Source organism: Pantoea sp. EABMAA-21 (assembly GCF_030053335.1).
Classification (GTDB): Bacteria; Pseudomonadota; Gammaproteobacteria; order Enterobacterales; family Enterobacteriaceae; genus Pantoea; species Pantoea communis.
The window spans coordinates 16,515-38,628 of sequence record NZ_JASGBX010000019.1; the positions used below are offsets into that span (position 1 = coordinate 16,515).

The following is a 22,114-nucleotide window of genomic DNA, read 5'->3' on the forward strand; positions in this document are numbered from 1 at the left end:
CAAGGACAACACACATGCGGAACAACCAGCCTATCACTCAGCGTGAATTTATCTTTGATGATGACGCCACGCTGATGTCGACCACCGATCTCAACAGCCATATTACTTATGCCAACGACGCCTTTATTGAGGTCAGCGGATTTGAGCCGGGGGAGGTCAACGGTCAACCGCATAACATGGTGCGTCACCCGGATATGCCGCCGGAAGCGTTTGCCGATATGTGGGCTACGCTGAAACAGGGTGAACCCTGGACCGCGCTGGTGAAAAACCGTCGTAAGAACGGTGATCACTATTGGGTGCGGGCTAATGCGATTCCGGTGGTGCGTGAAGGCAAGGTACAGGGTTACATGTCGGTACGTACCAAACCTTCCGCCGAAGAGATCCGTCAGACTGAAGCGCTGTATCGTGATTTCCGCGAAGGGCGGGCCAAAGGTCACCGTTTCCATAAAGGGCTGCTGGTCGGCATCGGCTGGCGTCGTCTCGGATCACTGTTAAAAATTATGCCGCTGCGCTGGCGTATTCGCTCTACTTTGCTGACCCTGCTGCCGCTGTCCGTTATCGGCGTCTGGCTGCTGGGGATGGCACCGATAACGCTGGGCGGCTTTGCCGCAGGCATGGCAGGTTTGTTGCTGCTGGCGAGCCTATGGTTGGAGCAGCAGATTTCCCGTCCGATGGAGCGCATCTGCCGCCAGGCTTTAAGCGTCGCTACCGGTGCCAGTCATAAGGTGGAGCAGCTGGATCGCGTGGATGAAATCGGCATCACCCTGCGTGCCATCGGACAGCTCGGCCTGATGTTCCGCTGGCTGGTGGATGACGTCAGCGGTCAGGCGATCAATGTGTTGAGCGCCAGTGGGGCGATTGCGCGCAGCAACGATGAGTTGAGCCGCCGCACGGAACAGGCCGCGGCCAACGTGCAGCAAACCGCCGCCACCATGAATGAAATGACCGCCACGGTGAAAAGCAACACCGATACGGCTAATGAAGTAAACAAGCTGTCAGAAAATACCAGCCACGCCGCGCTGAAAGGCGGTGAAGTGATGCAGGAGATGGTGGGGATGATGGCGGAGATCGCCGACAGCTCGAAACGCATCGCCAATATTACCAGCGTGATTGACGGCATCGCTTTCCAGACCAACATTCTGGCGTTAAACGCCGCGGTGGAAGCGGCGCGTGCCGGTGAGCAGGGCAAAGGGTTTGCGGTGGTCGCGGGCGAGGTGCGCAGCCTGGCGCAGCGTAGCGCCAAAGCCGCCAGTGAAATCAAAACGTTGGTGGAAACCAGCGCGGGTCGCGTGCAGTCGGGCAGTAATCACGCTGATGCGGCCGGGCGCACCATGCAGGATATTGTCGACCAGGTGCAAAATGTCACGGCATTGATTGCCCAGATCAGTTCTGCCACGGCGGAACAGTCCATCGCGTTAAGTGAAGTGAGTACTGCAGTGGAAGATCTCGACGATATCACGCACCAGAATGCCGCTCGCGTGGCGGAAAGCGCCGAAGCGTCCGGGCGCATGACGCGTCAGGCGAATCGCCTGGTAGAAGCGATCAGCGTGTTTCGTTAAAGCGTCTCGCGCGCTGCCCTAAATGCGCCGGGTGGTGAGCCGACAATGCGTTTAAACGCCCGGCTAAACGCCGCCAGCGAGCCGTATCCGAGGTGGAAGGCGACGCTTTCCACCGCTTCGCCCTCATTGACGATACGTTCCACCGCCAGCCGCATGCGCAGTTCAGTGAGGTAGCGCAGCGGCGTCATGCCGGTAGCCGTTTGGAAACGGGCGGCAAACACTGAGCGTGAACTGCCCGATTCGCGTGCCAGCCGCTCCACCGTCCAGTTTTCGCCCGGCTCACGATGCATGGCTGCCATCGCCAGGCTAAGACGCGGATCGCGCAGTGCCTGCACTAATCCACTGCCTTTGCCGCAGCCGTTTTCCACCCAGCCGCGCACAATCTGCGCCGCCACCACATCCGCCAGTCGGGACAGAATTCCGGCGAAACCGGCTTTGCGCTCGCGGGTTTCACGCTCCATCGCATCGAGAATCGGCTGGATTTCCGGGTACTGCGCCAGCAAGGTACTCACCAGCATGACATCCGGCATGGTGTGTACCAGCGGCTGCATACCGCCGAGTTCAAACGCCATGCAGGCGCTAAATAAAATGACATCGCTGTCGTCCGGGCAACCTTCGCTGCTGTCAGCGATGTCACAGACGCTGCCACAGATCGGTTTGCTGTTGAAGGTGCCAATCGGTTCACAAATGGCGTCTTCGCTGGAGATCAACGCGTGCGCTTTGCCGTGCGGGATCAGCATCGCATCGCCTGCCTGCAACGGATAGATCACGCCAGACGCTGAGCGGATCATTAACGATCCACGGCCAACAAAGTGCAATTGTGCTTTGCCCGGCGCGTCATCGTATTGCAAACCAAAAGGGTTATGTAAGGCGATACGCTGATATTTCACGCCATACAGGCGCATGCCCATCAGCAGTTCACTGGTCAGATCTTCATAGCGGCTCATACGAATCCAGACGAATTATCAAAAAACAAAGTTTTTGTATCATAGATCGTCTTGCGTCATCTCACTATGCTTACAACCTGAATTTTTGTGATGGGGATCGCAAATGAGTCTGGATACTGAAGTAGTCGAAACAAGTATAGCGGTGGATAAACCCGCATGGGGCGCGGTGTTTGCCATGGCGTTTGGCGTGTTCGGCCTGATCACTGCCGAATTTCTGCCGGTGAGCTTGCTGACACCGATTGCCGACTCGCTGCAGGTGAGCGAAGGGCAAGCGGGCCAAACGGTGACCGTGACTGCGCTGGTGGCATTGCTCACCAGTCTGGTGGTCGGCAACCTTACGCGTCGTCTCGATCGTCGCGTCGTGATGCTGGCCTTTACGCTGCTGCTGATTGCCTCGGCGCTGCTGGTGGCATTTGCAGAGAATCTGCCAATGATCCTGCTGGCGCGCGTGCTGCTCGGCATGGCGATTGGCGGTTTCTGGACGCTTTCCACTGCGATTACCATGCGGCTGGTGCCCAGCGATCAGGTGCCGAAGGCGCTGTCGATAGTGTTTAGCGGCATTTCGCTGGCGACCATCATTGCCGCACCGTTGGGCAGTTATCTCGGCGGCATTATTGGCTGGCGTAATATCTTTCTGCTGACCGGTGCATTGGGCGTGCTGGCGTTGTTCTGGCAGTTCTTCACACTGCCTGCGATGCCGCCAGAGAATAAAGCGCGCAGCGGCGGCGTGCTGGATCTGCTGCGTAACGGCCTGATGCGCTGGGGCATGCTGGCGGTGATCATGATGTTCACCGGACACTTTGCCTTCTTTACCTATCTGCGTCCGTTCCTGGAAAGCAGCGCGCAGCTCAATATCAATCAGCTGTCGCTGGTGCTGCTGGCGTTTGGCGTGGCGAACTTCTTCGGCACCTCACTGGCGGGTTACCTGGTGACGCGCAGCGTGTCGCTGACGCTGACCGGCATGGCGCTGGTAATGAGTGTGACGGCGGTGGTGCTGGTGAGTTTTGGCAATCTGCCGTGGCTGGTCGGTGCCGGCGTGGCGGTGTGGGGCCTGGCATTCGGTTCGATGCCGACCGGCTGGTCAACGTGGATCTCCCGTGCGGTGCCGGATGATGCGGAATCCGGCGGCGGTTTGCTGGTGGCGACGATTCAGTTGGCGATCACCGCAGGTGCTGCGGCCGGTGGCTGGATGTTTGATCTCAACGGCGCGGGCGGTGTGTTCCTCGCCAGCGGCGTGCTGATGCTGCTGGCGGCCATCACTATCTTTACCCGCGTTCGTCATCACGGTTAATTTACCTGCGGCACCGGTGTTTAGTCACGCGTGATCACGCAGGCTGGGGCCGCTTTGGGACTGGCGTCCTCGCGCCGCTACGCGGTGCCCTCACGTCATTCGTCTGCCTGACGGAACGGCGGGGGATGGCACATCCCTGTGCCGCCCCGCCTTCTGCCCGCGTCCTGCGGGCTATCCTGGCAGACTCATTCTGTTCGGCGCTGCGGATTGCCTGTCCCAAAGCGGCCCCAGCCTGCTTCTGAACACTTGTGCGTATTGTTAGCAATCTCTTTGAAATGCCTGCCTCAAGCCATGAACGGTGACAGATTGAAAAGCAGCTGTTTCAGACATAAATCCTGCACCACTCTAAAAACCCAGTTTTTTAACCCTTTGCACACAGGTTAATCCAAATGTGCTTTTTATATTCAAATTAATCGAATAACTACGGCAAATCTCTCTGCTTTTTTGTGATCGAATTCACGCCTATTATTTATCTCAGCAAGGCGATGACGCCTTATTCGATAAAAAATCATTGAGGAATTGACCATGAAATCTATCAAAACTTTTGCTGCTGTTATCGCTCTCTCTGCTCTGCCATTCGCCAGCTTCGCGCAAAGCGTCACCGCATGTGCTTCAACACTGGATGGTGCAGAAGCGCAAATCGCTGCTCAGGCGCATAAAGCTGGTGCTTCCTATAAAGTGACTGAAGCCAATTTCAACAACGGCGTGCACATGACTGCCGAGTTGACCAAATAAGTCTGCGTTAACGATCTGTGCTGACAGGGTGCCTTAGGGTGCCCTGGCGGCGTTGGTAACTGCATAAAATTCTGTTACTTTCCTACCTAAATGATTACTATTCTCAAAAACTAACATCCTTCGTCGGCTCACCTCGGGCTGTCATTCTGAAATTGGTTGCATTGTCGGGCTTTCACTTCACTGCCATGAGGCGGTGGATTTGCTATGGAGAAGTTATGAAAGCGATTAAAACAACATGGGCGTTACGTCCATTGCTGCTGGCAACGGCGCTGTTATCTTCCGCTGCGGTACTGGCAGCGGAGTCTCAGCCGCTGAACCAGGTGATTTCCAAAGGGGCTTACGAACTGGCGTTCAGCAACAGCGATAACGCGCTGTTCCTCGCCACGGCGCAAAACGCCAGCACCAAAGGCGGCACCGTTTATCGTCTCGATCCGCAGGATCTGTCGGTGAAGCAGACCATCAATACCGATCTGCCGACCTTTGGCGCCGCCATCAACCAGAAAACCAACACGCTGTTCTTTGGTAATACACGCGATGCGGCACTGACCTCGGTCGATGCCAGCAGCGGTAAAGTACTGAACTCGCTGGTGCTGGATGCGCGTCAGCGCAGCGAAACCGTCCGTCCACTGCAGCCGCGTGAAGTGGTTGCGGATGCGGCCACCGACCGCGTGTATGTCACCGGCCTCGGTGAGCAGAGCGTGGTGTGGGTTGTGGATGGCAAAACCCTGAAGCTGGTTAGCACCGTACCGAACACCGGTAAAATGGGCACCGGCCTGGCCATCGATTCTGCGGCACAGAAGTTGTACGTAACCAACGCCGATGGCGAACTGGTGACCATCAATACGCGCCTGAACGCGATTGAAAAACGTCAGAAAATCGATGGTGACAAAGACCACTTCTTCCTGAATATCGCGCTGGATACCCAGGGCCATCGCATCTTCCTGAGCGACTCTAAACAGCCTCAGGTGCTGGTGCTGGATTCCCGCACTCAGCAGGTGATTCATAAGATTGATGTGCCAGAATCGCTGGCGGTGCTGTTCAATGCCGACCGCAACGAGCTGTATGTGACGCACCGTAAAGCCGGCGAGATCAGCATCATCGACGCCAGCTCTTATAAAGTGAAGCGCACGGTGAAAGCACCGGGCCTGCCAAACAGCCTGGCGCTGTCAGCAGACGGTAAAGTGCTGTTTGTCAGCATCAAGCAGCCGGGCACGCGTAAAGAGCCACCAAAAAACCCGGATAGCGTCCTGCGCATCGCGCTGTAAGCGGCAGTTATCTGAAACTCAAGGGCGGCGTGTGCCGCCCTTTGCATTTCCGCACTTTCCTTCCCCGCTCGCCCCGCGATATACGCTACCTTTTACCTCGACAACACCAATGGAGAGGAAGCAATGAGCCAGTTTTTTATGCATGAGAAAAACGATCTGGTGAACGAAGCCATCGAAGGGGTTTTGCTGAGCACGCCCTGGCATAACCTGAGCCGCCTCGATCTCGGTGATGAGATCCGCGTGGTGGTGCGCACAGATTGGGATAAGAGCAAAGTGGCGCTGATCTCCGGCGGCGGATCGGGCCATGAACCGGCGCACGCCGGTTTTGTCGGCAAAGGCATGCTCACGGCGGCGGTATGCGGCGATATCTTTGCCTCACCGAGCGTCGATGCGGTGCTCAATGCCATCATCAATGTCACGGGCGATGCAGGTTGTCTGCTGATTGTGAAGAACTACACCGGCGACCGGTTGAACTTCGGGCTGGCGGCGGAGAAAGCGAAAAATCTCGGCTACAACGTCGAGTTGGTGATGGTGCAGGACGATATTGCACTGCCCGAAAATCCTCAGCCGCGCGGCATCGCTGGAACCGTGCTGGTGCATAAGATCGCCGGTTTTGCCGCCGAGCAGGGGCAATCGCTGGATGAAGTCAAAGCGCTGGCGCAGCGTGCCATCGACGCCACCTCATCGATTGGGCTGGCGTTTGCGACCTGCCATATCCCGGGCGAAAAGCGTGATGAACGTGTCGAAGCGGGCCACAGCGAGCTGGGCATGGGCATCCACGGCGAACCGGGCGTGGTGACACTGGATACCCAAAACAGTCGAAAAATCAGCAGTATTATGACCGATAAGCTGGCGCAGTCGCTGCCAGACGGCAAACAGGCGCTGCTGTTGATCAACAACCTCGGCGGCTTCTCCCAGCTGGAGCTGGCGGTGTTGACGCGCGAAGTATTGCAATCGCCACTGGCGGCGCGGGTTACCCACCTTATCGGTCCGGCAACCCTGGTCAGCGCTTTAGATATGAAAGGCTTCTCGCTGTCATTGCTGGCGCTGGAGGAACCCTTCCTTGAGGCACTCAATGCGCCGGTGCAGGTGCTGGGCTGGGTACCGGTCTATGATTTTGCACCGATCAGTTTGCAGAGCGCGGAAAAAGTCGGCAGCGTGCTGGATTTCGATTCGTCCGACAACGCTGAAGTGGCAAAACATGTCGAGCGCGTGACGCAGACGTTGATCGATCTGGAAAGCGAACTCAATGCGCTGGATGCCAAAGTCGGCGACGGCGATACCGGCTCAACCTTTGCTGCGGGTGCGAAGAAGATTCAACGCGGCCTGCGTGACAAGCAGTTGCCGCTGGATGAGTTGCCGACCTTAATGGCGCTGATCGGTGAGCAACTGGCGACGGTGATGGGCGGTTCAAGCGGCGTACTGATGTCGATTCTGTTCACCAGCGCCGGGCAAAAACTGGAAGAGGGCAGCGCACTGCCGCAGGCATTAATGCATGGTCTGGAGCGCATGAAGCATTACGGTGGCGCGCAGCCGGGGCATCGTACGTTAGTGGATGCGCTGCAACCGGCGCTGGAGGCGTTAGTGGCGGGTGAGTCACTGGCCGCTGCGGCGAAAGCCGCTCAGCAAGGCGCGGATGCCACGGCAAAAATGCAGAGTGCCAAAGCGGGACGTTCGGCTTATCTGAACCAACAAAGTCTGGATGGAGTGAAAGATCCGGGTGCGTATGCGGTTGAGAAGGTGTTTACGGTGTTAGCAGGCTGATGGCAGCTGATTGATGAGAAGGGTAGCGGCGCGATTTATCGCGCACACCTGAAGCGATATAACCGCTGACAGATGCGCAATAAATAACGCCGCTACAACAACCTTACTCCGCCGACTCGCGCATCATCTCTTGATGCGGGATATCCGACAGAATCTGCTCGAAACTGCGCAGACGTTTGTAGATCGACATCAGTTCGACCAGTGTTGACCAGGAGGAGATCAGATACTGGAACGATGAGCGCACCTGGTCAAACACGTTAGTAATCTGGTTGAGCAAACCGAGTGTGATGGTCCCGGCAACAATCGACGGAAACAGCAGGAACAGCCCAAACACGTTATCGACCTGCAGATAGAGAATGCGGGTGATGTTGAAATAGAGATAGTGGAAATAGAGACGGAAATAGTTAAAGCGCACGCGGCTAAACAGCTCATTTACCGTCGGCGGTGACGCGCGATCGGCGTTGTCTTCGCCATACACCAGCTCTTTACGATAGGCCGCTTCCACACGTTGATTGCGGAACTCCAGCCCTGGCAGCTTAATCCCGACGATTGCCAGCAGTCCGGTACCAAACACCGACCACAGCACCGCCGCAATCACCAACGCATACGGGATATTGCCCAACAGCGGGATATCTTTCACGTGATGTGACAGGGTGATCAACACCGGCAGGAACGCTACCAGCGTCATGATCGCCTGAATAAAACTCACGCCCCAATCTTCCAACGTGCTGGCAAATCGCATGGTGTCTTCCTGCACACGCTGAGCGGCACCTTCCACATGGCGCAGGCGCTGCCAGTTGTGCATGTAGTAATTGTTCATCGCGGTGCGCCAGCGGAACACCCAGTGGCTGATAAAGAATGAGTTCATCACGCCAATCACCACCGCAATCAATGCGATACCTAAAAAGGCAAGAACCTGCTGGTAAAATTCAGCAATCTGCACCGATCCGGCTTTGGTTAAGGCTTTTTGAATCAAGTCATAGAATGGACCATACCAGGCATTGACCGCTACGCCGACCTGCACACCAAACCAGGTGACAAAGATGATCAATGCTGCACCCCACACTGACCAGCGCTGCCACGGATGGTTATCGATCACCTTCCATGCAAGGGCGAAAATCGCTGCGACGATCCAGTAATAGGCATAAAACCATAGTTGGCTCGCATGAATAAAGCGGCTGGCATTGGTTGGCAATGGCTGCTGCATTGCGGCCTGTAGCGCAGGCCAGCGTGCTGGAAAATCATTGAAAAAGCCAAACCAGGCAAAAATCGCAATCAAACTCCAAATCGCGGCCGAGCTGAAAAACAGCGCTGGCCGCGGAAAATAGGACTTAAACATAGGCACTCCGCTGTTATGTGTACTCTTTTATACCGCGTCAGACAGTGCTTTGTCTGTTGTGGGTTGTATCTGACGATGACAGCATCGCTGCTGCGATGTAAAGCGACACCATGACTTGTTAAGTATTTTGTGCGCATTTGTTTCGAGAAACTAAATTAATAACAGTTGTGGTGTTACACTATGTGCACTGTTACCGGTAACAGTGACGCTGTATCCCTTAAGCCACAACTAAAAAAACAATACAACGCAACGAGTTAACTTTCATACCGCATTCATGTGGTAATGAGGCAATGTCATGTCAGAACAAAAAAATGGTCACAGTCGCAGGGATTTTCTGCTGAGAACCATCACCCTGGCGCCAGCGATGGCCGTTGGCGGTTCGGCAATGGGCGCGTTAGTGGTGCCGATGGCCGCAGGAGCAGCAGAGCAACCCGTCGCACCTCAACAAGCACGCGCTTATCAGCCAAGCTGGTTCACGGCGGAAGAGTTCGCCTTTATCACTGCGGCAGTGGCGCGCCTGATCCCCAATGATGAACGCGGTCCTGGCGCACTGGAAGCCGGTGTGCCGGAGTTTATCGATCGTCAAATGAACACGCCGTACGCCACCGGCAGCAACTGGTATATGCAGGGGCCGTTCAATCCCGATCTGCCTAAAGAGCTGGGTTATCAGTCTCCGCTGGTGCCGCAGCAGATTTATCGCCTGGGTCTGGCCGATGCCGATGGCTGGAGCAAAAAGCAGCACGGCAAAGTGTTCGCTGAGCTAACCGGCGAACAGCAGGACGCTCTGCTGACCACGTTTGAGAGCGGTGAGGCTCAGTTCCCGCAGCTCAATAGCAAAACCTTCTTCTCCTTCCTGCTGCAGAACACCCGCGAGGGTTACTTCAGCGATCCGATCCACGGTGGAAATCAGGGCATGGTGGGCTGGAAGCTGATTGGCTTCCCTGGCGCACGTGCCGACTTTATGGATTGGGTGGAGCGCGGGGAACGTTATCCGTTCCCGTCAGTGGATATTCGCGGAGAGAGGGCGTAACCGTGGCAAATGAATTGAAAAAAGTAGACGCGGTGGTGGTGGGTTTCGGCTGGGCCGGAGCCATCATGGCGAAAGAGCTGACCGAAGCCGGTCTGACGGTGGTGGCGCTGGAGCGCGGTCCACATCGTGATACCTATCCTGATGGATCTTATCCGCAGTCGATTGATGAACTGACCTATAACATCCGTAAAAAGTTGTTCCAGGATCTGTCGAAAAGCACCGTGACCATCCGTCACGATGCCTCGCAAACTGCGGTGCCGTATCGTCAGCTGGCGGCGTTTTTGCCGGGCACCGGCACCGGCGGTGCAGGTCTGCACTGGTCAGGCGTGCATTTCCGTGTCGATCCGGTGGAGCTGAACCTGCGCAGCCATTACGAGCAGCGCTACGGCAAAAACTTCATCCCGGAAGGCATGACCATCCAGGATTTCGGCGTCAGCTATGATGAGCTGGAGCCGTTCTTTGATCAGGCTGAGAAAGTATTTGGTACATCCGGCAGCGCCTGGTCGATCAAAGGCCAGCTGCAGGGCAAAGAGAAAGGGGGTAACCCTTACGCGCCGGATCGTTCCAGTGCTTTCCCACTGCCTGCGCAGAAGCGTACTTACTCGGCACAGCTGTTTGCCCAGGCTGCTGAATCAGTGGGTTATCATCCCTATGATATGCCGTCAGCCAACACCTCTGGCCCGTACACCAACACCTATGGTGCGCAGATGGGGCCGTGCAACTTCTGCGGTTACTGCAGCGGTTATGCCTGCTACATGTACTCCAAAGCTTCTCCGAACGTGAATATTCTGCCCGCGCTGCGTCAGGAGCCGAAGTTCGAACTGCGTAACAACTCCTACGTGCTGCGCGTCAATCTGACCGATGACAAGAAGCGCGCCACCGGCGTGACCTATCTGGATGGTCAGGGGCGTGAAGTGGTGCAGCCAGCGGATCTGGTGATCCTGTCTGCGTTCCAGTTCCACAACGTGCATCTGATGCTGCTGTCAGGCATCGGCAAACCGTACAACCCGATCAGCAACGAAGGTGTGGTGGGTCGTAACTTCGCCTATCAGAACATCTCGACCCTGAAAGCGCTGTTCGACAAAAACACCACCACCAACCCGTTTATTGGTGCGGGCGGTGCGGGCGTGGCAGTGGATGACTTCAACGCAGACAACTTCGACCACGGCCCACATGGTTTTGTTGGCGGCTCCCCGTTCTGGGTGAACCAGGCGGGTACCAAACCGATCTCCGGTTTGCCGACGCCGAAAGGCACGCCAAACTGGGGCAGCCAGTGGAAAGCCGCTGTGGCTGATACCTATAACCATCATATTTCGATGGATGCGCACGGCGCGCACCAGTCGTATCGCGCCAACTATCTCGATCTCGATCCGAACTACAAAGATGTCTATGGCCAGCCGCTGCTGCGCATGACCTTTGACTGGCAGGACAACGACATCAAGATGGCGCAGTTTATGGTCGGCAAGATGCGCAAGATCACCGAAGCGATGAACCCGAAAATGATCATCGGCGGCGCCAAAGGACCAGGCACGCACTTCGATACCACCGTGTACCAGACCACGCATATGAGCGGCGGTGCGATCATGGGTGAAGATCCGAAAACCAGTGCGGTGAACCGTTATCTGCAGAGCTGGGATGTGCCTAACGTGTTTGTGCCAGGTGCCTCTGCGTTCCCGCAGGGCCTCGGCTATAACCCAACCGGCATGGTGGCGGCGCTGAGCTATTGGTCAGCGAAAGCTATCCGCGAACAGTATCTGAAGAACCCCGGCCCCCTGGTTCAGGCATAAGGAACACGGCGATGATCAAAAGCATTTTGGCCCTGTTTCTGGGCACGATGACGTTCGCCGCAGTGGCGGACGAAGCAGGTTCGGACGCTCTGGTGAAGCGCGGTGAGTATCTGGCACGCGCGGGTGACTGCGTAGCCTGCCATAGCACCGAGGGCGGCAAGCCGTTTGCCGGTGGATTGCCGATGGCGACACCAATTGGCACCATTTACTCCACTAACATCACCCCGGATAAAACCACCGGTATTGGTGACTACAGCTACGACGATTTCCAGAAAGCGGTGCGTCATGGCGTGGCGAAAAATGGCGAGACGCTCTATCCGGCGATGCCATATCCGTCCTACGCGGTAGTCAGCGATGAAGACATGCAGGCGCTGTATGCCTACTTTATGCATGGCGTACAGCCGGTGGCGCAGGCTAACAAAGACAGCGACATTCCCTGGCCGTTGTCGATGCGCTGGCCGCTCTCCATCTGGCGTGGCATCTTCGCGCCAGACGTGAAAGCGTTCCAGCCCGCCGCGCAGGAAGATCCGGCGCTGGCGCGCGGTCGCTATCTGGTGGAAGGTCTGGGTCACTGCGGTGCCTGCCATACACCGCGTAGCATCACCATGCAGGAAAAAGCGCTGACCAACGGCGAAGGCAATGATTACCTGTCAGGCAGTAGCGCACCGATTGATGGCTGGACCGCCAGCAATCTGCGCGGTGACAACCGTGATGGGTTAGGCCGCTGGAGCGAAGACGATCTGAAGCAGTTCCTGCGCTTTGGCCGCAACGATCACACCGCCGTATTTGGTGGCATGACCGATGTGGTGCAGCACAGCCTGCAGTATCTCAACGATGAAGATATCAGCGCGATTGCTAAATATCTGAAGTCGCTGGGTGCGAAGGATGCCAGCCAGACGGTGTTCACGCAGGATGATGCGGTCGCCAAAGCGTTGTGGAAGGGCGATGACAGCCAGCCAGGTGCTTCGGTGTATGTCGATAGCTGTGCGGCCTGTCATAAGACCGACGGCAGCGGTTATCAACGTTTCTACCCGGCACTGCGCGGCAATCCGGTCGTCATGGCGGAGGACCCGACCTCGCTGATACACATCGTATTGGTGGGCGGCACCTTGCCTGGCGTGCAGGGCGCTCCGTCAGCCATCACCATGCCGGCATTCGGTTGGCGTCTGAACGACAACCAGGTGGCAGATGTGGTGAACTTTATCCGTGGCAGCTGGGGTAATGGCGTGAAGTCGACGGTGACGGCGAAGGATGTGGCGAAGCTACGCAAGGATGAGGCGGTCGAGTCGAAGCAGGGCAGCGCGGACATTAAGGTGCTGGAAGGGCAGTAAAGTGACATAAAGCGGGGCGCAAATTTGCGTACCGCTTTAACCAGATAGGGCCGCCATTTTCATCATTGGCGGCCTTTTTACAAAACGCCAGACCCTAAGCGGCTCCAGACTGCGTTATCACCCGTTACTTACCGCTGGATATCAAGACTCCTTACGTCTTGTTAAATATTCTCCAAATCCAGCCCGCGTGTTTTCGGACCGTAAATCCCCACTGACAGCATCACCATCAGCATGCTCAGCACGATAAAGACGATCACGCCCTGGCTGCCGGCGTACTGCAAAATAATGCCGATCAAAATGCTGCTGAACACCGTGGACAGGCGGCTAAAGGAGTAGCAGAAGCCGACCGCACGCGCGCGAATATGCGTCGGGAAAATCTCGGTCTGATAGGCGTGGTAGCTAAAGGTCAGCCACGCGTTGCTGTAGGTGATCAGGAAGCCACAGATGATCATCAGCACCGGATTGGTTGCCAGCGCGAACAGCGTGCCGAATACCACGGTCATCAGGGAGGAGAAAACGATCTGCCATTTGTTCTCGAGCTTATCGGCGTAGCGACTGCAAATCAGTGAGCCGAGCGGATAAGCCAGGGTGATAAAGAACGCATACAGCAGGCTGTGGGTCACCGTTGCGCCTTTGCCGGACAGCAGTGCAGGCAGCCAGTTACCGAAGCCGAAGAAGCCAATTGCCTGGAAGAAGTTCATCACTACCAGCATCAGCGTACGCTTGCGGTAAGCGGGGGACCAAATCTCGCTGAAGCGACCTTTTTTTGGCAACGCTGCTGCGGCATCGCTGTCAGAGAAATCTTCGCCCGGCGCAATCCCGCAGCGTTTTTCCATCTCACTCAGCACCTTATGCGCTTCCTGATGACGGCCCTGCTGCGCCAGCCAGCGCGCCGATTCCGGCAGGTTTTTACGAATCAGCCAGATCACCAGCGAGCAAACCGCACCGGCGATCACCACCCAGCGCCAGCCTTCAAGGCTGAGAATAGTTTGCGGTACCAGCCACCATGACATCAGCGCCACCGCGGGTACCGACAGGAACTGGATAAAGAAAGAGTAGGCAAAAGCGCGGCTGCGCAGATGAGCAGGCACCCATTCGGACAGATAGGTATCAATGGTCACCAGCTCAACACCGAGGCCGATACCGACCAGGAAGCGGAACAGGATGATCATTTCGGCGCTCTGCTGGAAGGCCATCAACAGCGAGAACACGCCATACCATGCCAGTGCGCACATAAAGGTCAGACGACGACCAAAGCGGTCGGCATAGGGAGCCAGCAGGCTGGCACCGACAAACAGGCCGAGGAAAGTGGCAGAAGCAAAGGCGGCCTGGTCAGCAATGCCGAAGACCCCTTCCGAGCCGGTATGAAACACGCCAGCAGCCAGTAGACCAGAACTGATATAGCCGGTTTCAAACAGATCGTAGAGCTCAAAAAAACCGCCCAGCGCCAGCAGCGTAATAAAACGCCATAAGCCTGCGGATGAGGGCAGTGCATCGATGCGCCCGGCTAAGGTGCGGCGATCCGCTGCGATGTGATCGTTCGCCATCCCTGTCGAAGTGATTGTTGTCATTATTGGATAAACCTCGGTGTTTGCAGAACTCGCACGGTTTTATGGGTTTTAAAAATAATTAACCGTTAGCAAGCGAAGGAATAGCAGGATAATCAATTCATCGCGGGTTGCCGAGAGGGGCAACGGTGACATTTTCGCAATCTACGTTGCAGTTCACAGAAGTGTGATCGCCGTCCATGGCGATGCGATTAATGCAGGCTGGGGTAAACGCCCGGTCCAATCGGTAAACCCAGTGCGTACCATGCCAGCAGCAGGATGATCCAGCTGATAAAGAACACCACCGGATACGGGAAGATCAGCACATAATAGGTGCCAAGTTGCGCATCTTTTTGGTATCGCTGCAGGAATCCGAGGAACAGAGGCAGAAACGGTGACATCGGCGCGAGGGGCAATACGGCAGAATCCGCGATACGGAAAATCATCTGCGCGAAGGCCGGATGGAATCCGAGCAGCATAAACATCGGCACGAACACTGGCGCCAGAATCGACCAGATGGCTGAGCCGCTGGCAATAAACATGCACAAGAATGCCGACAGGAACATCAAACCGAGGAACGCGGGCGCGCCACTGATGCCGGCACTTTCCAGCATATCGGTCAGACCGATCGCCATGAATTTGCCCATATTGCTCCAGTTAAAGAAGGCGACAAACTGCGACAGCGGGAACACCATCACAATAAAGCCCGCCATGCTCTTCATCGGATCGACCAGCAGCTGCGGGATGTCATCGGCCCGACGAATCTGCTTCGTCACGGCGCCGTAAGCAATTGCCACCACAAAGAAGAACAGGATGATGATCGGCACAATGCCCTGAATAAACGGCGAAGGAATGATGCCGCCGGTTTTCGGGTTACGCAGGGGGGCATGTTCTGGCACCACCAGCAGGGCCATCAGGGCGATAAACACCAGCGCGGCAATGCCCGCAGCCCGCAGGCCCCGGTTCTCCAGCGCGGTCAGCGGCGGCAGGCGATCGTTGTTGCCGCCGTTCCACGCAGGAAGACGCGGCTCGACAAACTTATCAGTAAGGATGGCACCGGCAATCGTCAGCACAATCACCGAGCTGGCCATAAAGAACCAGTTATCGATCACACTCACGTGCACGGTATCGCTCACCGCTTTCGCGGCTTCGGTACTGATGCCGGAGAGCAGCACGTCGGTGGTAACGATCAGCAGGTTGGCGGTAAAGCCGGAAGCGACACCCGCGATAGCCGCCAGTAAACCCGCCACCGGATGACGACCCACGGCGAGGAAGATCAGCGCGCCCAGCGGTGGCATCACCACCAGTGCGGCATCCGATGAGATATGGCTGAAGAAGGCGATAAACAGCACCATATAGCTGGCGTAGCGGCGGCTGACGCGTGAGGCCATCTTCACCATCAGCGATTGCAGCAGGCCGACTTTCTCTGCTAAACCCGCACCAATCACCAGCGCCAGAATTGACCCCAGTGGCGTGAAGCCGCTGAAGTTTTTGATGATGTTAGGCAGAATCCATTGAATCCCGGCCACGCTCAGCAGGTTGTTGACCCGCACCAGTTCGCCATTGGTGGGATTTTTCACTGCCAGATCGAAGTAGCTGATAATCGCGGTGGCGACCATCAATACCACGATCAAATAGACAAACAGTAAGAACGGGTTGGGCACTTTGTTGCCGACCCGCTCAATCCAGCTAAACAGCTTCCCTGGGCTGCGGTTCTCCGTGGTCACTTCCATCGGTTATTCCTCGTCATGTCTGTTGTATTTGCGCCCGTCATACTTCAAGCCGCTGAGGCGACTCGAAGTATGACGGGCTTTAGTTTTTATTTTTTTGGTTACTGCATCCGGGTTTGCGCCGGATTGAATCTTTTATGCCGCTAAGGCTTTTATAATTTTGATGGCGTCACATCTGCCGGAATCGGGCAGCTGTAGGGCTGTTCGCGGCGCACGCGCTGGAACTCTTCGCGGCAGCGCGCCAGTGCTTCTTCATCCTGCAACAAGGTCAGCGCGGTGGCGCCCATCACTTTGGCGGCCAGACACATGCCTTTGTGGCCCAGCGAAGTGCGGCCCTGCGCCACCAGTTGCCAGGTGTGCAGCGGGGTACCAAAGGCGAAGCAAGGCGCAAAGCACTGCGCGGTTGGCGTCACCCAACTCACATCGCCGACATCGGTTGAGCCATACAGCAGCTCGCGCGTTATGGCATACGGTGCCACTTCATCCATCAAAATTTTGTCGCCCAGCGCCTCGGTCCATGCCACGCCTGCTTCACCGCCGGTGCGCGCTGCGTTCAAACGCGCATTGCGCAGATCGTCCTTTGTTAGCGTGGCACGAATCTCGGCGGCGAACTGCTGCTCCTCCGCGCTGTACTCGGGCAAGCCAAACTGATGCAAGTTGCGCTCCATCACCGCTTCCAGCGCGCGATTCGGCACATAGTTGGAGCAGGCTTTATCGAAGCGCACCGTCATGGTGGTGTCGGTCATCAGGGCCGCGCCTTTGGCGATATTGATCACCCGCTGATAAATATCCTGTGCCTGATCGAGTTCTGGCGCGCGGATCAGATACAGCACTTCGGCATCGGCTTGCACCACATTGGGGGAAACACCGCCGGTGTTAGTCACGGCGTAGTGCACACGCGCTTCCTGCACGATGTGCTCGCGCAGGAAGTTGGCACCGGTGTTCATCAGGGTGACGGCATCCAGCGCGCTGCGTCCCAGATGCGGCGAGTTAGCGGCGTGCGCGGCCACGCCTTTGAAGTGAAATGCGGCCTGGATGTTGGCCAGCGTGCTGAGGTTGAACATGCCGCTAAAGCCTTCAGGATGCCAGGTGACAGCGGCATCCACGTCATCAAACAGCCCTTCGCGTACCATAAAGGTTTTGCCAGAACCGCCTTCCTCGCCTGGGCAACCGTAAAAGCGTAGCGTGCCGCGCTGGCCGTTTTCTGCCCACCATGCCTTGATGGCAAAGGCCGCGGCCAGTCCGGCGGTGCCCAGCAGGTTGTGGCCGCAGCCGTGCCCGTTGCCGTTTTCCACCAGTGGTTGTGGTGTGGCGCAGCCTGATTGCTGGCTCAAACCGGCCAGCGCATCAAACTCACCGAGGATAGCAATCACCGGTTTTCCACTGCCGATGCTGGCGATAAAGGCGGTGTCGATATTGCCGACGCCACGCTCGACGGCAAAGCCTTCCTGCTCCAGCGCATCGGCCAGAATGGCCGCGGATTGCGTCTCTTCAAAGCGGGTTTCCGGTACATCCCAGATAGCATCGCTAAGGGCGGTGAAGCGCGGCTGGTTTTCGTTGATGTAACGATCGATAAAATCGTGATGGCTCATCGCTGACCTCCAAACTGTGCCTGGTTCAGCGCCAGCGTCGCGAGGGTTTGCACCGCTGTGGCCATAATCGCTTCGTCAAAATCGAACTTCGCGTTGTGGTGGCCTGCCGCCAGATCGCAACCAAAGATCACATAGGATGACTGACCGCCACGCTGCTGCACGCGCTCCAGCATGTATGTGGCATCTTCCGAACCCGCCGCCTGCTTTTTGGTATCCACTACCGAGGTGAAAATCCCCATGGCATCGGCCTGCTGGTGGATAAAATCGACCCACGGCTGGCTTGGGGTACAACTGCGTGCGCCACCCATTAGTTTGATGTCGTACTCAACGCCATACATCGCCGCTGCGCCGGAAATCACGCGCAGGGCTTGCTGATAGATGTCATCGTTAACCTGATTGCTGACGCCACGGGTTTCCACTTTCATCAGGGCATAATCGGGTACCACGTTGCGTCCGGAGCCTGCCTGCAGCACACCTACGTTGACGCGTGCGACACCGCCGCTGTGTTGTGGCAGGTTATGCAGCGCCAGTGTAGCTTGCGCGGCGGCCAGCAAGGCGTTACGACCCTCTTCTGGTTTACCGCCCGCATGCGCGCCGACGCCGGTGAAATTGACGTCCAGTTTGGTGGTGGCCAGGAAGCTGTCGCTGCCGCAAACGATTTCGCCAGCAGGTACGCCTGTGCCGAGATGGATAGCGGTAAACAGATCCACATCATCCACCACGCCTGCGGCCACCATCGCTTTAGCGCCACGCACGCCCTCTTCGGCAGGCTGGAAGATGATCTTAATGGTGCCGCTGAGCTGATCTTTCATCTCCATCAACACGCCCGCCAGCGCCAGGCCGATAGTAGTATGGCCGTCGTGGCCGCAGGCGTGCATCATGCCGGAGTTGCAGGAGGCAAATCCTTCACGGGTAGGGATGTGGTCGGCATCACGGCTTTCGTTCTGGTCCAGCGCATCCATATCGACACGGAAGCCCATCACCGGGCCGGGACGACCGGTCTCCAGCGTGGCGACTACGCCGCAGAAGCCGCCTGAGAAATGCGAGATCCACTGTGGCAGTGCGCCTTGCTCCAGTGCACGGGCTTCCTGTTGTGCCAGTACCTCGTCAGAAGGTAAGCCCATGCGCGCATCGGCATCGATCACGTCGCGGCCGAGCTTGAGCTGATAACCAAGACGATGCAGCTCTTCGGCCACTATCGTTGCAGTACGGAACTCCAGCCAGCCCGATTCGGCAAAATGGTGCAGATCGCGACGCCAGCTTTGCATCTGTGGAATCCGCGCGTTGACGAGGTCGGAGAGGGTTTTCATCGGCATATCCTTTGTGTTGGTTTTTTATGCATTATCCCGAATCTACACAATGGTATTGGTGCGCATAAGATGCGAATATCTTGTCACTGATAAACAACGGTTATCACAAAAATCATGCCTGCCAACCTCAAACTTCATCAACTGCGCGCCTTTGTCGATGTGGCCCGCCAGGGCAGTATTCGCGCTGCCAGCCGCTTATCGGGACTTTCACAGCCTGCGCTGACCAAAGCGATTCAGGAACTGGAGCTGGCGCTTGGCGCACGTTTGTTCGAACGTCGTCAGCAGGGCGTCACGCTAACGGATATCGGTGATAACTTTTTTCGTCATGCCAGTCTGGTGCTGGAAGAATTGCGCGTGGCGCAGGAGGATATTCAGCAGCGATTGGGGTTGGCGGGGGGAAGGGTAAATATCGGCGTGGGAGGCAGTATTGCGCGCACCATCATGCCTCAGGTCATCACCCAGTTTCATCGTGAATACCCGCTGGTGAAGGTGCGTATCGTTGAGGGGCAGCTGGTGTCGATGGTGCATGAACTGCGTCAGGGCGCCCTGGATTTCACCGTTAATACCTACGATCAACATCATCTGGATCAGGAGCTGATTTTTGAGCGGCTAATGGAGCGTGACTATCAGGTGGTGATGCGAAAAGGCCATCCGATGGCGCATGCCCGCTCACTGAATGAGTTGCAGCACTGTGACTGGACGATGCCGACGCCGCAGGGTAGTTACTATCGGTTGCTGCACGATCTGTTTGGTGAACGCGGTATGGCACCGAAGATCGTGGTGACCTGCGAAACCTTTATGGCCTGCACCAGCCTGGTGGCAAAGAGTGATTTTGTCAGCATCATCTCGCGCGATGTCATTGAGGATCCGACGCACGGTGGGCAACTTATTGCCCTCGATCTTGACGATCCGTTACCAAAAGCCACCTTCTATTTGATCCAGCGGAAAGACACCGCGCTGACCCCAATGAGCGCTTATATGGCCCAGCTGTTCCGCCGCTATTGTCAACAAAAGTAAGATTGTGTCCTGGATTGTCAGCAAAGTTAAGAGTGCGGTTTGGCTCGCAGCTTTTTAAAAATTGCGCATTACACTCGCTCCGTACGTTTACGTTAAGGAGAACCGACCATGCAAATTACACCTTATTTGTTTTACAACGGCCGCTGTGAAGAGGCGATCGCCTTTTATCTTGCGGCCACTGACGGCGAACTACTGTTTAAAATGACCTTCGGTGACATGCCGGATGAAACCCCTGTTGAGGATGAGGGCTGCCCCTCTGGCGTGACCTTCTCGCCAGAACAAATCATGCATGCCCAGCTGCGCATCGGTCAGGGTGAATTGATGATGAGCGATGGCGCACAGCAGGCAAACTACGCCGGCTTTTCCGTATGTTTATCGACACTCGATGAAGCGCAAGGAAAACGTTGGTTTGATGCTTTATCCGCAGGCGGAGAGGTGACGAAAGCGTGGGAGCCGACATTCTGGGCGCACGGTTTCGGCATGTTAACCGATAAGTTTGGCGTGCCCTGGATGGTGAGTGCGGACATGCCGCAGAGTTAAACCGGAACAGTTTGTGACCAGGTACGCATAAATGCGTACCTTACAAGGGTCGCCAGTGATGGCGACCCTTGTATTCATACGAATTAGAAGTTGTAACCCACAACCAGATAGTAACCCCAGCCCGTCGATTTCACTTCAAACGGACCGTTGCCGAAGTTCAGCTCCTGCCCATCCGCCCACTGACCGCCATTGTGGAAATAACGTGCCACGGTAGAAACGTGCCAGTGATCGTAGTTCAGCGACAGAATGTGGCTGGACGCGATCGAATTGCTGGTACGTGATGGACCGGTCTCATCGCGCAGGTCTGAACCCCAGTCGAAGTTGGTGAAGCCGATGTAGCTCAGCTTGCCGCCCCACAGATCGGTAATCGGCACAAAGTATTTCACTTTGAAGCGATAACCATCCCAGCTGTTTTCGTTCGCTGCACCGTAGTTCTGCCACTGGTATTTGGCATAAACGTTCAATGACAGACCGATATCGCTGTGGGTATCGATGTCGGTACCCAGACCCATGTACCAGGTGTTCTGACGCTGTGAAGCGTTGCGGCCCATGTCATAAATATAGTTGTTCGCGAAATACCACTCTTTAAACGGACCAAACGCCAGGCTGGTGCCGGTCAGTTTATCGATAGAGAAACGTGGCTCAATTTCCATGAACAACGGCGAACCGTGGTCGAAAATGCCGTTCGCGTTGCTGTTACCCACGCCGAAGAAGTTGGTTAAATCCGCATAGCCGTAAAAATCGAACCAGTCTTTTTTAGCAAAGGCTTCGTATTCGAGATACACGTCATTGTTGAACTGTGGTCCGAAACGGGTGTGTGTACTGCCCACCACGTTAACGCTCTGATGCCACCAGTCTGAAAGATACTGCGGATCGCTGTCTGCCGCTTGTGCCGCGCCGGTCCAGCTGCTGGCCAGTAAGGCCCCTGCTATCAATGCTTTAAATTTCATTATTTTATTAACCACATGCTAGTGATCGCCGCAGATGCGTCGCGATCGAGTGAAAGCGATCCCAGGGGATGGGCCGTGAGTTGTTTTTTAACCGGTCTAATTCGCCGAATTTTCAAGTGTGCGTAATGTGCCTGTAACACAGCGATAGGAAATAGATTTTGATCACGTTTGTCAAAAAATGTTGCATTTTGATTCATTAAAAATGTGACTATGATCACATAGTTGCCGTGTAGCGAACGGAACCCCGCAACCGTTTACGTTGTCGCGTACAACCGCAAAGATCTCAGATGAAGAAAAAGAACGTAGCGGCACGATTCATCGTGCGCCTTTAAAATATGACGTTGGAAAAAGCGTGGTTCGGCGCGCCTTTGGAATTGGCG

17 protein-coding genes are annotated in these 22,114 nt (G+C 56.2%); 10 read left to right on the forward strand and 7 right to left on the reverse strand.

Translation table 11 applies throughout. The features are described from left to right. The first annotated feature begins 14 nt into the window (after positions 1-14). Complete coding sequence (locus QMZ65_RS21575; protein ID WP_283216657.1) at positions 15-1,559, forward strand: methyl-accepting chemotaxis protein; 1,545 nt, start codon at positions 15-17, stop codon at positions 1,557-1,559. Here the strand turns inward: QMZ65_RS21575 and QMZ65_RS21580 are convergent. Next, positions 1,556-2,506: an AraC family transcriptional regulator gene (locus QMZ65_RS21580; protein ID WP_283216658.1), complete on the reverse strand. Its 951-nt coding sequence runs from the start codon at positions 2,504-2,506 to the stop codon at positions 1,556-1,558. The two genes, QMZ65_RS21575 and QMZ65_RS21580, sit on opposite strands and share 4 nt — an antisense overlap. Positions 2,507-2,609: 103 nt before the next feature. Here QMZ65_RS21580 and QMZ65_RS21585 point away from each other — a divergent pair, with 103 nt between their 5' ends. From QMZ65_RS21585 to QMZ65_RS21600, 4 genes are all read left to right on the forward strand, one after another. Further along, positions 2,610-3,797, forward strand: coding sequence for an MFS transporter (locus QMZ65_RS21585; RefSeq protein WP_097118971.1), 1,188 nt, complete (start codon positions 2,610-2,612; stop codon positions 3,795-3,797). Between the two features lie 525 nt (positions 3,798-4,322). After that, the gene (locus QMZ65_RS21590; RefSeq protein WP_097118972.1) at positions 4,323-4,532 is read left to right on the forward strand and encodes a YdgH/BhsA/McbA family protein; all 210 of its coding nucleotides are present in this window, start codon (positions 4,323-4,325) and stop codon (positions 4,530-4,532) included. 215 nt (positions 4,533-4,747) lie between these two features. Next, on the forward strand, positions 4,748-5,797 hold the full coding sequence (gene yncE, locus QMZ65_RS21595; protein WP_283216659.1) for a 7-bladed beta-propeller protein YncE: 1,050 nt from the start codon (positions 4,748-4,750) through the stop codon (positions 5,795-5,797). Between the two features lie 123 nt (positions 5,798-5,920). Beyond that, on the forward strand, positions 5,921-7,561 hold the full coding sequence (locus QMZ65_RS21600) for a dihydroxyacetone kinase subunit DhaK (protein WP_283216660.1): 1,641 nt from the start codon (positions 5,921-5,923) through the stop codon (positions 7,559-7,561). Positions 7,562-7,664: 103 nt separating this feature from the next. Here the strand turns inward: QMZ65_RS21600 and sbmA are convergent, their stop codons facing one another. Continuing rightward, entirely contained in the window at positions 7,665-8,900 is a 1,236-nt protein-coding gene (sbmA, locus tag QMZ65_RS21605) for a peptide antibiotic transporter SbmA (RefSeq protein WP_034826847.1), read from the reverse strand. A 295-nt stretch (positions 8,901-9,195) separates the two neighbouring features. Here sbmA and QMZ65_RS21610 point away from each other — a divergent pair, with 295 nt between their 5' ends. The 3 genes from QMZ65_RS21610 to QMZ65_RS21620 are packed head-to-tail and all read left to right on the forward strand — an operon-like array spanning position 9,196 to position 13,048. Beyond that, a complete protein-coding gene (locus QMZ65_RS21610; RefSeq protein ID WP_058962216.1) occupies positions 9,196-9,930 on the forward strand; it encodes a gluconate 2-dehydrogenase subunit 3 family protein in 735 nt (244 codons plus the stop codon). 2 nt (positions 9,931-9,932) lie between these two features. Beyond that, positions 9,933-11,717, forward strand: coding sequence for a GMC family oxidoreductase (locus QMZ65_RS21615; RefSeq protein WP_038643584.1), 1,785 nt, complete (start codon positions 9,933-9,935; stop codon positions 11,715-11,717). Between the two features lie 11 nt (positions 11,718-11,728). Beyond that, positions 11,729-13,048 (forward strand): c-type cytochrome, encoded by a 1,320-nt coding sequence (locus tag QMZ65_RS21620; protein ID WP_097118975.1) that lies wholly within the window; start codon positions 11,729-11,731, stop codon positions 13,046-13,048. A 161-nt stretch (positions 13,049-13,209) separates the two neighbouring features. Here the strand turns inward: QMZ65_RS21620 and QMZ65_RS21625 are convergent, their stop codons facing one another. The 4 genes from QMZ65_RS21625 to QMZ65_RS21640 all read right to left on the reverse strand — a co-directional run bounded on the left by QMZ65_RS21625 (position 13,210) and on the right by QMZ65_RS21640 (position 19,227). Next, on the reverse strand, positions 13,210-14,619 hold the full coding sequence (locus QMZ65_RS21625; RefSeq protein ID WP_097118976.1) for an MFS transporter: 1,410 nt from the start codon (positions 14,617-14,619) through the stop codon (positions 13,210-13,212). A gap of 188 nt (positions 14,620-14,807) precedes the next feature. Next, positions 14,808-16,328, reverse strand: coding sequence for a p-aminobenzoyl-glutamate transporter (gene abgT / locus QMZ65_RS21630; RefSeq protein ID WP_058962220.1), 1,521 nt, complete (start codon positions 16,326-16,328; stop codon positions 14,808-14,810). A 149-nt stretch (positions 16,329-16,477) separates the two neighbouring features. Next, positions 16,478-17,917 (reverse strand): M20 family metallopeptidase, encoded by a 1,440-nt coding sequence (locus QMZ65_RS21635; protein ID WP_283216661.1) that lies wholly within the window; start codon positions 17,915-17,917, stop codon positions 16,478-16,480. After that, entirely contained in the window at positions 17,914-19,227 is a 1,314-nt protein-coding gene (locus QMZ65_RS21640; RefSeq protein ID WP_160834348.1) for an amidohydrolase, read from the reverse strand. The genes QMZ65_RS21635 and QMZ65_RS21640 overlap by 4 nt, the downstream gene beginning before the upstream one ends. Before the next feature lie 114 nt (positions 19,228-19,341). On the opposite strand from QMZ65_RS21640, the gene QMZ65_RS21645 reads away from it, so the two are divergent. Together QMZ65_RS21645 and yjdN are read left to right on the forward strand one after the other, a co-directional pair. Then, a complete protein-coding gene (locus QMZ65_RS21645) occupies positions 19,342-20,244 on the forward strand; it encodes a LysR family transcriptional regulator (protein WP_097118980.1) in 903 nt (300 codons plus the stop codon). A 108-nt stretch (positions 20,245-20,352) separates the two neighbouring features. Further along, positions 20,353-20,784 carry a VOC family metalloprotein YjdN gene (yjdN, locus tag QMZ65_RS21650; RefSeq protein WP_283216662.1) on the forward strand — a complete coding sequence of 144 codons (432 nt, stop codon included), beginning with the start codon at positions 20,353-20,355 and terminating at the stop codon, positions 20,782-20,784. Positions 20,785-20,867: 83 nt separating this feature from the next. Here yjdN and QMZ65_RS21655 read toward each other — a convergent pair whose 3' ends face one another. After that, the gene (locus tag QMZ65_RS21655; RefSeq protein WP_034826809.1) at positions 20,868-21,734 is read right to left on the reverse strand and encodes a nucleoside-specific channel-forming protein Tsx; all 867 of its coding nucleotides are present in this window, start codon (positions 21,732-21,734) and stop codon (positions 20,868-20,870) included. Positions 21,735-22,114: the final 380 nt, after the last annotated feature.